This window comes from Bradyrhizobium sp. LCT2 (assembly GCF_009931255.1).
In the GTDB taxonomy this organism is placed as follows: Bacteria; Pseudomonadota; Alphaproteobacteria; order Rhizobiales; family Xanthobacteraceae; genus Bradyrhizobium; species Bradyrhizobium diazoefficiens.
Map to the genome: position 1 here is coordinate 5603509 of NZ_CP034432.1, position 12420 is coordinate 5615928.

Annotated in this window: 9 protein-coding genes; 6 read left to right on the plus strand and 3 right to left on the minus strand. The window is 65.3% G+C overall.

Annotation, left to right across the window (positions count from 1 at the left end):
* Positions 1–88: 88 nt before the first annotated feature.
* From EI171_RS26950 to EI171_RS26960, 3 genes are all read left to right on the plus strand, one after another.
* Entirely contained in the window at positions 89–658 is a 570-nt protein-coding gene (locus tag EI171_RS26950) for a glutathione peroxidase (RefSeq protein WP_161535149.1), read from the plus strand.
* 163 nt (positions 659–821) lie between these two features.
* Positions 822–1835, plus strand: a complete 1014-nt coding sequence (locus tag EI171_RS26955) for a polysaccharide deacetylase family protein (RefSeq protein ID WP_161535150.1) — start codon at positions 822–824, stop codon at positions 1833–1835.
* Between the two features lie 7 nt (positions 1836–1842).
* The gene (locus tag EI171_RS26960; RefSeq protein WP_028171126.1) at positions 1843–2394 is read left to right on the plus strand and encodes a dihydrofolate reductase; all 552 of its coding nucleotides are present in this window, start codon (positions 1843–1845) and stop codon (positions 2392–2394) included.
* A gap of 33 nt (positions 2395–2427) precedes the next feature.
* On the opposite strand, the gene EI171_RS26965 is transcribed toward EI171_RS26960, so the two are convergent.
* The gene (locus tag EI171_RS26965) at positions 2428–2880 is read right to left on the minus strand and encodes a DoxX family membrane protein (protein ID WP_011086919.1); all 453 of its coding nucleotides are present in this window, start codon (positions 2878–2880) and stop codon (positions 2428–2430) included.
* A 354-nt stretch (positions 2881–3234) separates the two neighbouring features.
* Positions 3235–5544, minus strand: coding sequence for an NADP-dependent malic enzyme (locus EI171_RS26970; protein WP_028171125.1), 2310 nt, complete (start codon positions 5542–5544; stop codon positions 3235–3237).
* A gap of 246 nt (positions 5545–5790) precedes the next feature.
* Here EI171_RS26970 and EI171_RS26975 point away from each other — a divergent pair, with 246 nt between their 5' ends.
* Entirely contained in the window at positions 5791–7761 is a 1971-nt protein-coding gene (locus EI171_RS26975; RefSeq protein WP_161535151.1) for a hypothetical protein, read from the plus strand.
* A 155-nt stretch (positions 7762–7916) separates the two neighbouring features.
* Here EI171_RS26975 and aspS read toward each other — a convergent pair whose 3' ends face one another.
* Positions 7917–9689 (minus strand): aspartate--tRNA ligase, encoded by a 1773-nt coding sequence (gene aspS / locus EI171_RS26980; RefSeq protein ID WP_060911765.1) that lies wholly within the window; start codon positions 9687–9689, stop codon positions 7917–7919.
* 196 nt (positions 9690–9885) lie between these two features.
* Between aspS and EI171_RS26985 the strand changes: the two genes are divergently transcribed.
* A complete protein-coding gene (locus EI171_RS26985; protein WP_161535152.1) occupies positions 9886–11361 on the plus strand; it encodes a YdiU family protein in 1476 nt (491 codons plus the stop codon).
* A 207-nt stretch (positions 11362–11568) separates the two neighbouring features.
* Complete coding sequence (locus tag EI171_RS26990; protein ID WP_161535153.1) at positions 11569–12420, plus strand: phosphodiesterase; 852 nt, start codon at positions 11569–11571, stop codon at positions 12418–12420.

Consider the following 12420-nt stretch of genomic DNA (forward strand, 5'->3'; position numbering starts at 1 on the left):
CTTCGCCGCTCCCGATAACGCGGTGTTGACGAGGCCGATCGCAGCGGCGGAGTAACATGCATCCCGGATCGTTTCGGGGGACGCCGTCATGATGAACCGAAGGACCATGCTCATCGCGGCGCTTGCAGGCGCCGTCGCTCCGGTGACGCGCGCGGTCGCCGATGGCGGCATGAGCCGGATCTCGGCCTACGCCTTCTCCTTTTCCGCGTTGTCCGGCGACGACATCCGCCTCGCCGCTTTCACCGGCAAACCGCTGCTGGTGGTCAACACCGCCTCGCTCTGCGGCTACACGCCCCAATACGCGGGGCTGCAAGAGCTCTGGAGCGAGTTTCGCGAGCGCGGGCTCACCGTGATCGGCGTGCCCTCCAACGATTTCGGCGGCCAGGAGCCGGGCGGAACGAGCGAGATCACGGAGACCGCGCACCACCAATACGGCGTTACCTTCCCGATCGCGGCCAAGGCCACAGTGATCGGCGCGAGGGCGCATCCGTTCTACAAATGGGCGGCCGACGCGCGCCCGAAGGATGTTCCGCGTTGGAACTTCCACAAATACCTGATCGGGCGTGACGGCTATATCGCCGAGGTATTTGCCTCCGCCATCGAGCCGACCGATACGCGAATCAAGACGGCGATTGCCAAGACGCTGGCCGACACTTGATGCAACGCGCCCCATCCGGTTGGGCACAATTGTGGCGGGATGCCAAACAGCCGTTGCAATGGCGATGGCCCACCATCTAGGCTAAGATCGTTTGGGGCAGGATGGTTTTGCCGGAGGCGAAAAGTCACGGCGGAACAACGGGATCAATCTCGAGGACAACACCATGCGTGTGGCGGCAGGACTGATTTTGGCAAGCGCGATGTCTTTAGGCATGACCGGCGCGGCATGGTCGCAGGCCCCGGCCGCGAAGCCCGCCGCCGCAACGGGTGCCGCACCGGCCGCGACGCCGGCTGCTCCAGCGGCAGCACCGGCTCCTGCAGCGGCCGCCGCGCCAGCGGGCTTCGTCAATCCGCCGCCGCCCAAGCAGGCGCCGCAGCCCGCACGCGCGGCCTGCAACACACCCGACGCGCTCGGGGTCGCCCGCACCGTCGAGATCGACACGACAGGCGGTCCAGGCTTCGGCTTCGAGCACTTCAAGGAGCTCGACTTCCTGCGCGACAAGGAGGTGGTGTTGACCTTCGACGACGGCCCCTGGCCGAAGAACACGCCCGCCGTGCTGAAGGCGCTCGCCGATGAATGCACCACCGGCATCTTCTTCTCGATCGGCAAGCACGCGACCTATGAGCCGGAAATCCTGAAGCAGGTCTACGCTGCCGGCCACACCGTCGGCACCCACACCTGGTCGCACGCCAATCTCAACAACAAGAAGCTCACGGAAGCGCAGCGCAAGGAAGAAATCGAGAAGGGCCTGTCGGCGGTGAAATGGGCGCTCGGCGGCATCTCGCCCTCGCCGTTCTTCCGCTTCCCGGCACTCCAGCATCCGCCGGAGATGGTCACCTATCTCGGCAACCGCAACACGGCGATCTTCTCCTGCGACATCGACTCGTTCGACTTCAAGGCCTCGAAGCCCGAGAAGGTGATCGAGACGGTGATGAAGAAGCTCGACAGCAAGGGCAAGGGCATCGTCCTGATGCACGACTTCCAGAAGCATACGGCAGAAGCCCTGCCCGAGCTCCTCAAGCGCCTAAAGGCAGGCGGCTACAAGGTGGTGGCGATGCGCGCCAAGTTCCCGGCGTCTTCGCTGCCCGAATACGACCAGGAGCTGCTCAAGGACGTCAAGCTGCCGACGGTGAGCCAGCGCCCGGTCAATTCCGTGGTGACGACCGTTTCGGAATAGCCGGCAATTGTCTTTCTGTATCGAAGGCTACGTCATCGTCTCCGCGGACGGCATGCTCGCCGACGCGAGCCATGTCATGCCTGACAGCCTGAAGTTCGAAGGCGACAAGCTGTTCTTCGAGCAGGCGCTCGATCGCGCCGCGCTGATCGTGCACGGCCGGCACTCACATGAGCAGCAGCCGAACTCTCCGAAGCGCAAGCGGCTGATCACGACCCGCAAGATCAAGGCCCTCACCGTCGATCCGGAGATGCCGAACGCGACATTGTGGAATCCGGATCACGCGAGCTTCGAGGAGGCCTGCGCCTTCGCCGATGTCGCCTCCGGCATGGTCGCGATCATCGGCGGTCCCGTCGTGTTCGACATGTTCATGGACCGTTACGACACGTTCTGGCTGTCGGAAGCCCCGCATCTGCGCCTGCCCGGCGGCGAAGGTTGTTTTGTCGGCGTGCCCGAGCGGACCCCGCACGAGGTGCTGGCGTCACACGGGATGAAGCCGGACGCGCCCTATGTGCTCGACGCGGCGCATGACGTCACGGTGACACCGTGGCGTCGGGCGTAGGTGCACTGCAACAACGCTCCCTGCAAAAACGCCCTACACGTCCCCGTAAGCCGCCTCGACCGGCCGCGTGGCGCGGCCATAGCCGATGATCATGCAGAGCGCACCGATGATCGAGAGATTCTTCAGCGCATCGACCAGCATCTTTGCGTTGTCGGGCGCCGCCAGATTCCAGAAGTCGTAGAACAGCACGGTTGCGACCGCGACGTAGACGATCAGCAGCATGGCGAAGAACCGCGCCCCGAAGTTCAGCGCGATCATCAAGCCGGCGATGATCTCGAGCGCGCCGACCGCGATCGCCAGCAGCTGCGGCGTCGTCATGGCGGTCGCCGTCTCGATCTGCTTGGCGTAAGGCGCGATGATGTCAGGCACCACGACCTTGGTGGCAATGAAATCGGCGGTCGCCTGGATGGCGAACAGTTTCGTCGCGCCCGTGTAGATGAACAGCACGGCGAACAGAATTCGCCCGAAAGTCACGAACGCTGGCATGATCGGCCTCTTGGCTCAGGCTTTCTAAGATCGGAACTTGGACGAAAGTCCTGAGCGATTATGAAGAGTCGTTGGCCGGTTTACAAACGGGGAAATGGAGAACTGTTTTGAAAAGATTGAAGGGCGGATGCGCCGGAGGTGTGCTCTCTCGCCCCGCTCTTGTCCGCCGAAGCCTTGGCGAAGGCGGATGCGGGGCCGCGACGAGCTTCGCTCGCGCTGAGAGGGTTGGGGTGAGGGGAGCCTCCACGGGGGCGGTGAGAATTGGACTCGCGGAGAGTCCCCCTCACCCGGATCGCATCTGACGATGCGATCCGGCCTCTCCCCGCAAGCGGGGAGAGGCGAAGAGGTCCCGCCTCAGGTAAACAACGTCGGCTGCTGCCGCGCCGCGCGCTCCTGCGCTTCCACGACGGCGACCGCAGTCATGTTGAGGATGCCGCGCGCGGTCACCGAGGGGGTGAGGATATGCGCCGGGCGCGCCGGGCCGATCAGGATCGGGCCGACGGGCAGTGCATCCGCGAGCGACTTGATCATCTGATAGGCGACGTTGGCGGTGTCGAGCGTCGGCATGATCATGATGTTGGCCTCGCCCTCGAGGTTGGAGTGCGGCAGCACCATCTTGCGCGCAGCGGCCGAAAGTGCCGTGTCGCCCTGCATCTCGCCGTCGGCCTCGATCTCCGGATGCTTCTCCTTCAGGAGCTGGGTCGCCCGGCGCATCTTGCGCGAGGACTCGGTGTCGTAGCTGCCGAAATCGGAATGCGAGACGAAGGCGATCTTCGGCTTGATGTTGAAGCGCTGGACGTGGACCGCCGCGAGCGAGGCGATCTCGGCGAGTTCTTCCGCGCTGGGGTTGGGGCGAACCTGCGTATCGGCGATGAAGAACGCGCCCTTGCTGGTGATCAGCAGCGCCAGCGCCGCATAGTCGCTGATCCCTGCTGAGAAGCCGACGATCTCGCGGACATGGCGCAGATGGCTCATGTAGCGGCCCTCGACGCCGCAGAGCATCGCATCCGCCTCCCCGCGCGTCACCGCGAGCGCGGCGATGACCGTGTTGTTGGTGCGTACCACCGTGCGCGCCGCATCCGGCGTCACGCCGCGGCGGCCGGCGACTTCGACATAGGACTGCACGTAGGATCGGTAGCGCGGATCGTCCTCGGGGTTGACGAGGTCGAAATCCTTGCCGGCCTTGATCGACAGGCCGAAGCGCTTGATGCGCGCCTCCACCACGGACGGACGACCGACCAGGATCGGCGTCGCCAGCTTCTCCTCCAGCACCACCTGCGTGGCGCGCAGCACGCGCTCGTCCTCGCCCTCGGCATAGATCACGCGCACCGGCTGGGTCTTGGCCTTGGCGAACATCGGCTTCATGACGAGGCCGGAGCGGAAGGCGAAGCGCATGAGCTGCGCGGCATATTCGTCGAAATTGGTGATGGGGCGCGTCGCGACGCCCGACTCGATCGCGGCCTTCGCGACCGCCGGCGCCACGCGCAGGATCAGCCGTGGATCGAACGGGCTCGGAATCAGCGAGCCCGGACCGAAGCCTCCCATCTCGCCGGTGTCGACCCCTTGCGCCACCGCATCCGACGGCGCCTCGCGCGCGAGCTGCGCGATGGCTTCGACGGCGGCGTGCTTCATCTCCTCGTTGATGGCGCTGGCACCGACGTCGAGCGCGCCGCGGAAGATGAAGGGAAAGCACAGGACGTTGTTGACCTGGTTCGGATAGTCCGAGCGGCCGGTGCAGATCATGGCGTCGGGGCGCACCTTCCGCGCTTCCTCCGGCATGATTTCGGGCGTCGGATTGGCGAGCGCCATGATGAGCGGCTTGTCGCCCATCGCCTTGGCCATCTCAGGCTTGAGGACGCCCGGTGCCGACAGCCCGATGAAGATGTCCGCGCCGCCGATGACGTCGGCGAGCGTGCGCTTGTCGGTCTTCTGCGCATAGACCGCCTTCCAGCGGTCCATCGAGGTGTTGCGGCCCTCATGCACGAGGCCGTCGATGTCGCAGACCCAGATGTTCTTGCGCTGCGCGCCCATCGACACCAGAAGATTGAGCGTCGCAATCGCGGCAGCACCTGCCCCTGACGCCACGATCTTGACGTCCGACAGCTTCTTGCCGTTCAGCCTGAGGCCGTTGGTGATGGCGGCGGCGACGATGATCGCGGTGCCGTGCTGGTCGTCATGGAAGACCGGGATCTTCATGCGCTCCTTCAGCCGCGCCTCGATCTCGAAGCACTCCGGCCCGCGGATGTCCTCGAGATTGATGCCGCCGAAAGTCGGCTCGAGCGCCGCCACGGTCTCGACCACCCGGTCGATGGTGTCGGCGGCGATCTCGATATCGAACACGTCGATGCCGGCAAACTTCTTGAACAGGACCGCCTTGCCCTCCATCACGGGCTTGGAGGCCAGCGGGCCGATATTGCCGAGGCCGAGCACCGCGGTGCCGTTCGAGACCACGGCGACCAGGTTGGCGCGGGTGGTCAGCGTCGCCGCCTCGGCCGGGTTCTTGGCGATCTCGGTGCAGGCAGCCGCAACGCCCGGAGAATAGGCAAGCGCGAGGTCGCGCTGGTTGGCAAGCGGCTTGGTCGCCTGGATCTCGAGCTTGCCGGGGCGCGGCAGACGATGATAGGCGAGCGCCGCCTGGTGGAGGTCATCAGAATAGGACGACATGCGGTCTCTTGCCTCGCGTTACCGGCCTCAAACTACGTTGTCCTGACCGGTCTGTCGCGGGTCGCGGTATTCCGGGTCATGGAAACGGGATGAAGCACGGCCGGCGCCCCGGTGGCAACATCCGATTCCGCCCCCATCAACAGGCCGCACGGTCAAATATTTGAAAACCATAGCTTTCCCTGGACCGCCCCGCGCTTTGCGAATATGGCAGGTTGCGCAGTGCAAAACGAGCAACTGGAGCTGAGAATGAAGCGGATCCTGATCGGCCTGATCGCACTCGCCGTGCTCGCCGCGGGCGGATGGTTCGGCTTCAACCTCTATGCCAGACATCGCGCCACCGCGGAGATCGAGGCCGTCTTCGACCGGATCCGCAGCCAGGGCGGCAAGGCAAGCCACGGCAAGGTGGCGTTCGACGTGACGAGCCGGACGCTGACCATCGAGGACATCGCAGTCGATCCCGCCGGGCAGCCACAGGCACACGTCAAGATCGCCGGCATCAAGGGCGTGGGCCTCCGCCAGACCGATGAGACCCGCTTTGCGGCCGACAGCATCGATATCTCCGGTTTCGAGGTTGCGCTGGACGAAGTCGGCCCCGGGAAGCTGAAAGCCTCCTACAAGATCCCGCAGATGATCATGCGCGATTACGCGGGCCCTGTTCACGTCCAGAATGCGCCGGCGTCAGGCGCCCTGATCGACTTGTACCGATTTGTGCTCGATCAGTATGCGAGCGTGACCGCATCTTCAGTCACGGCACCGACCCTCACCATCGCCTTCGATGCCGGCAAAGGCGCCGCCGGCAGCGGCGAGGTCGTCTATTCGGGGCTCGCGATCCAGAAGCTCGGCAAGGGCAAGGTCGACGCGATGAAGGCCGACCGCGCCTCCTTCACGATCAACGTGGAGCAGGCCGGCAAGGCGGACAAGCTGAGCGGCGAGATGTCCGACCTCATCATCAATGATTTCGACTCGACCGCAATCGCCGCCGCCCTCGATCCGCAGAAGGCCAACGACGACAGCTACCATCGCGTTTACGGACAAATGTCGAGCGGCCTTTACGTGGCGACGTCGACGCACGGCGTGCGGATGCAGGTCGACGGCATCGCGATCGCCGATATCGCGGTCCAGCCGTCAAAATTCCGGCCGGTCGAGATTCTGGCACTGCTGCCGACGGACCGCTCCGTCCAGCCGACCCCGGCGCAATCGCGCGAGATGATGGAGAAGCTCGCCGGCCTCTATGACGGCCTTCGCGTCGGCAAGATCGAGATCGGCACCATGTCGATCACGACCCCGCAAGGGACGCCCCGGCTCAGGGCGATCAGATACCAGGAGGGCGAGTTCGCGCTCGAAGGCCTGGATGCGCCGACGCCGCAAGGCCAAGTGAAGATGGAGCGCTTCGCGCTCAAATCGCTCAGCCTGGCGAACCTGTTTCGTTGGGCCGCGAGCCTCACCACGCCCGGGCAGCCGCCCTCGCCCGATCAGATGCTGGGCCTGTTCCGGGTGCTCGAAGGCGCCGAGATCAAGGGCGTGGTCTCGCCCTACAAGAACACGCGGCAGCTCGTCACCATCGACACGATCAGCCTGAACTGGGGCCAGCTGGTCGGGTCGATCCCGAGCAAGGCCAATCTGGTCGTGAAGATGGTCGCCCCCACCGATCCGGCCAATCCCACGCAGCTGCCGCTGACGATGGCCGGCATCGACAAACTGGCAATCAACCTCGATCTCGGCGCGGCCTGGACGGAGTCCTCGGGCGCGCTGGCGCTCGCGCCGGCCACCATCGACCTCGGCAACCTCGCCAAGGCGCAGGCCCGCCTCGCACTCGCCAACGTGCCGCGCGGCGTGTTCACGGCCGACCCTGTGCAAGCCATGAGCCAGGCCGGGCAGATCGAAGCCGGCGCGATCGAGCTCTCCCTGCGCGACAGCGGCGTCGTCGATCTGCTCGTGGCGCAGTTCTCCCGCATGCAGAATGTCAGCCGGGACGCGGCGCGCGGCGCCATCGTCGAGATGATCCGGGCACAGGGCGAGAAGATCGCGGCCGCCAATCCCGATGCCAAGACCGCGGTCGATGCCATCGCCGGCTTCGTCGAGACGTCAGGGCAAACGCTCACCATCAAGCTGACGCCGCTCGGCAAGGTGCCGCTGCTCCAGCTCATGCACGCCCTGAACAGCGAGCCGATCGTCGCGCTGGCGCAATTCCGGATCGAGGCGTCGACGGGGTTGTAGGCGAGCGTTCGCTCGGCGGTCTCGTGTCCCGGACGCGGCGCGGCATGAAATGACGCGACGCAGAGCCGGGACCCAGGGTCACCGTCCGTGAAGTCTGGGCCCCGGCTCTGCAGCGCACCGCTGGAAAAGCGCTGCGCTGCGTCCGGGGTACGCATTCACTTCTGCGGCAGGTTCACTCGCACATGCAGCTCGCGGAGCTGCTTGGTCGTGGCTTCCGACGGTGCGCCCATCAGGAGGTCCATGGCCTGCTGGTTCATCGGGAACAGCGAGATCTCGCGCAAATTGGTGGTGCCGCACAGCAGCATCACGATGCGGTCAACGCCCGCGGCCATGCCGCCATGCGGCGGCGCGCCGTACTGGAAGGCGCGGTACATGCCGCCGAAGCGGTCAACCACCTCCTGCTCGCCATAGCCGGCGATCTCGAACGCCTTCACCATCGCTTCCGGCACGTGGTTGCGGATGCCGCCCGAGGCGATCTCGTAGCCATTGCAGGTGATGTCGTACTGGAACGCCTTGATGGTCAGCGGATCCTGGCCCTTCAGCGCCTCGAGGCCGCCCTGCGGCATCGAGAACGGGTTGTGCGAGAAGTCGACCTTCTTGTCGTCCTCGTTGTACTCGTACATCGGGAAATCGACGATCCAGGCGAGCTCGAACCGCTCCTTGTCGGTGAGGTTCAATTCCTCGCCGACCTTGTTGCGGGCAAGGCCCGAGAACTTCCAGAACTTGTCGGGATCGCCGGCGACGAAGAAGGCGGCATCGCCTTCTTTGACGCCGATCTGCGCGCGGATCGCGGCGGTGCGCTCGGGTCCGATGTTGTTCGCCAAGGGACCAGCGCCCTCGCCGCCCTCGCGCCACATGATGTAGCCGAGGCCGGGCTGGCCCTCGCCCTGCGCCCACGAATTCATGCGATCGCAGAAGGCGCGGCTGCCGCCGCCCGGCGCCGGGATCGCCCAGACCTGATTCTTGGGGTCTTCGAGCATGCGCGCGAACACCTTGAAGCCGGAGCCGCGGAAGTGCTCGGAGACGTCCTGCATCTCGATGGGGTTGCGCAGGTCCGGCTTGTCGCTGCCGTATTTGCGCAGCGCTTCGGCGAACGGGATGCGGCGCCAGTTCTTGCTCACCGGCTTGCCCTTGGCGAACTCCTCGAACACGCCGGTGATGACAGGCTCCATCGCCGCGAACACGTCTTCCTGCGTGACGAAGCTCATCTCGACGTCGAGCTGGTAGAACTCGCCCGGCAAGCGGTCGGCGCGCGGGTCCTCGTCGCGGAAGCACGGCGCGATCTGGAAGTAGCGGTCGAAGCCCGACATCATCAGCAATTGCTTGTACTGCTGCGGCGCCTGCGGCAGCGCGTAGAACTTGCCGGGATGGATGCGCGAGGGCACCAGGAAGTCGCGCGCGCCTTCCGGCGAGGACGCGGTCAGGATCGGGGTGTTGAACTCGAAGAAGCCCTGCCCCTCCATGCGCCGACGCATCGACTTGATGATTTCGACGCGCGTCATGATGTTCTGGTGCAGTTTTTCGCGACGCAGATCCAGGAAGCGATATTTGAGCCTGATATCCTCAGGATATTCCTGATCGCCGAACACCGGCAGCGGCAGGTCGCCGGCCGGGCCCAGCACCTCGATCTCGCTGACATAGATCTCGACCTTGCCGGTCGGCAAATCGTCGTTGTCGGTGCCTTCAGGGCGGCGGCGGACCTTGCCGTCCATCTTGACCACGAATTCCGAGCGCAGCTTTTCGGCCAGCGAGAACGCTGGCGAGTCCGGGTCGACCACGCACTGGGTCAGGCCGTAATGGTCGCGCAGGTCGATGAACAGCACGCCGCCATGGTCGCGAACGCGATGGACCCAGCCCGAGAGGCGGATCGTCTCGCCGATGTTGCTCTCGCGGAGCGCGCCGCATGTATGTGACCGGTAGCGATGCATGGTCGTCCCAAATTGATGTCTGAGGAAGCGAATCGGACGACTGAGGTGGCCGGTCCGAAAGTTGCGGCAGGGTTTACCCGACGAGGCCCAAAGCGGCAACCAAGGGAACGGCCTGTTTGGGGCCCGGAAGGCCCATTTTTGGCCGATCTGGGCTCAAGCCTTTGCCATCAGGCGTTCCCCGCCTATCTTTACCTCCATGACCGTCCATTTCCCCTTCCAGAACTCCTATTCGGCGCTGCCGGACAGCTTTTTTGCCCGGGTCGCGCCGACCCCGGTCGCAGCCCCCCGGCTCATCAAGCTGAACCGGCCGCTGGCGGTCCAGCTCGGCCTCGACCCGGATATGCTGGAGACCCCTGAGGGCGCCGAGATCCTGGCGGGCAAGACGGTTCCTGATGGAGCCGACCCCATCGCCATGGCCTATGCCGGCCACCAATTCGGGCAGTTCGTGCCCCAGCTCGGCGACGGCCGGGCGATCCTGCTCGGCGAGGTCATCGACCGGGACGGCGTCCGCCGCGACATCCAGCTCAAGGGAAGCGGTCCCACCCCGTTCTCCCGCCGCGGCGACGGCCGCGCTGCGCTCGGGCCCGTCTTGCGCGAATACATCGTCAGCGAAGCGATGTACGCGTTGGGCATTCCGACCACACGCTCGCTTGCCGCCGTCGTCACCGGCGAGCACGTCATCCGCGAGACCGCGCTGCCTGGCGCGGTGCTGACCCGCGTCGCCGCGAGCCACATCCGCGTCGGCACCTTCCAGTTCTTTGCCGTCCGCCGCGATACCGACGCGATCCGCCGGCTCGCCGATCACGTCATCGCCCGTCATTACCCAGAGTTGCTCGGCACCGAGCGGCCGTATCACGCGCTGCTTGCCGGCGTCGTCGCGCGCCAGGCCGAGCTCGTCGCGCGCTGGCTGCTGGTCGGCTTCATCCACGGCGTGATGAACACCGACAATTCTTCGATCTCGGGCGAGACCATCGATTACGGCCCCTGCGCCTTCATGGATGCCTACAATCCCGCGCAGGTCTTCTCCTCGATCGACGAAATGGGCCGCTACGCCTACGCCAACCAGCCGCGCATCGCGCTGTGGAATCTGACCCGGCTGGCCGAGTGCCTGCTGCCCCTGTTCGGCGAGGAGCAGGAGAAGGCGGTCGAGCAGGCACAGGACATTCTCAGCGCATTCCCCGAGACATTCAGCAAGGCCTATCAGGCGGGCCTGCGCAAGAAGGTCGGCCTGTTCACGGAGCGCGACGGCGACGAGGCCCTGATCCAGGACCTGCTCGACGCCATGGCGAAGAACCAGGCCGACTTCACCCTGACCTTCCGCAGGCTGGGTGACGCCGCAGGCGATCCGGCCGCGGACGACGCCCGCGCAGAGTTCATGGACCCCGCAGCCTTCGATGAATGGGCCCGGCGCTGGCGCGAGCGTCTCGCGGCCGAGCCGCAATCCGCCGCCGAGCGGCAGACTGCCATGAACGCCGTCAACCCGCTCTTCATCCCGCGCAACCACCGCGTCGAGGCCGTGATCCAGGCCGCGGTCAACGATGACAACTACGCGCTGTTCGAGGAATTGGTGAAGGTGCTGGCCAAGCCGTACGAGGACCAGCCGGACTATGCGGCTTATGCCGATCCGCCGCTACCGGACCAGCGGGTGTTGCAGACGTTCTGCGGGACGTGAGCTGGCACGCCCCCGCATCACCACCTCTAATTGATTCGCTGCATGGATTGCGCCTTGCGCTAATCCATTCCTGTCCGGTGGACGTTGTGGACACGTCCTGCCCGCGGGAACCGCTGTCATCAAACTGAAACACTCGCGCTCTAACGGCCTGTCAGCGCCGTCTTGCCGGAGGCGCCCATCCTCCAACAAGTCCCGACAAAGCGCGCCATGGCCTTCAAATTCATTCACATCACCGACACGCATCTCGCGAACCCCGGGCTGAAGCTCTATGGGCTCGATCCGCGCGCCCGGCTGGACGCGGCGATCGCCGACATCAACAAGCACCAGTCCGACGCCGCATTTGCCGTCGTGACCGGCGACCTCACCCATTGGGGCGAGCCTGAATCCTACGCCAATTTCGCAGACGCGATGGCTGCGCTGAAAATCCCGTACATCGCCATGGTCGGCAACCACGACAAACGCGTAGCTTGCCTCGACGGCCTGAAGGCCGCACCGCGCGATTCCAACGGCTTCGTGCAGGGCACGCGCACCACCGAGCACGGCCTGTTCGTGTTCCTGGACACGCTGGACGAGACCAGCCACGCCGGCGAGATGTGCGCCAAGCGTCTCGGCTGGCTCGCAAGCACGCTGGCCGCCGCACCGGCTGACATGCCGTTCGTCGTCTTCATGCACCATCCGCCTTTTCCGGTCGGCGTCCACGCGATGGACGAGATCGCACTGAAGCAGAGCGCCGAATTCGCCGAAGTCATTGCGCCCTATCGCTCGCGCATCCGTCACCTCTTCTTCGGCCATGTCCACCGGCCGATTTTCGGCAGCTACGGGAAGATTCCGTTCTCGACGCTGCGCGGCACCAACCACCAGGTCTGGTTCGAGCTTGACGCTGCCGCCGCCGAGCATCTCGCCAGCCATGAGCCGCCGGCCTATGGCGTGGTGCTGATCGACGGGGAGAACCTGGTCGTGCACAGCCACGACTTCCTCGATGAAAATCTGCGCTTCCCCTTCGAGCCACCGGCGGGAGTGGACGGCCGCGACTATGCGCTCAACTTCCCGGCGCGGTGA

Coding starts and splice junctions, on each gene's coding strand:
- EI171_RS26950 (WP_161535149.1), top strand. CDS start 89: ATGATGAACCGAAGGACCATGCTCATCGCGGCGCTTGCAGGCGCCGTC.
- EI171_RS26955 (WP_161535150.1), top strand. CDS start 822: ATGCGTGTGGCGGCAGGACTGATTTTGGCAAGCGCGATGTCTTTAGGC.
- EI171_RS26965 (WP_011086919.1), bottom strand. CDS start 2,880: ATGCCAGCGTTCGTGACTTTCGGGCGAATTCTGTTCGCCGTGCTGTTC.
- EI171_RS26970 (WP_028171125.1), bottom strand. CDS start 5,544: ATGTCGTCCTATTCTGATGACCTCCACCAGGCGGCGCTCGCCTATCAT.
- EI171_RS26975 (WP_161535151.1), top strand. CDS start 5,791: ATGAAGCGGATCCTGATCGGCCTGATCGCACTCGCCGTGCTCGCCGCG.
- aspS (WP_060911765.1), bottom strand. CDS start 9,689: ATGCATCGCTACCGGTCACATACATGCGGCGCGCTCCGCGAGAGCAAC.
- EI171_RS26985 (WP_161535152.1), top strand. CDS start 9,886: ATGACCGTCCATTTCCCCTTCCAGAACTCCTATTCGGCGCTGCCGGAC.
- EI171_RS26990 (WP_161535153.1), top strand. CDS start 11,569: ATGGCCTTCAAATTCATTCACATCACCGACACGCATCTCGCGAACCCC.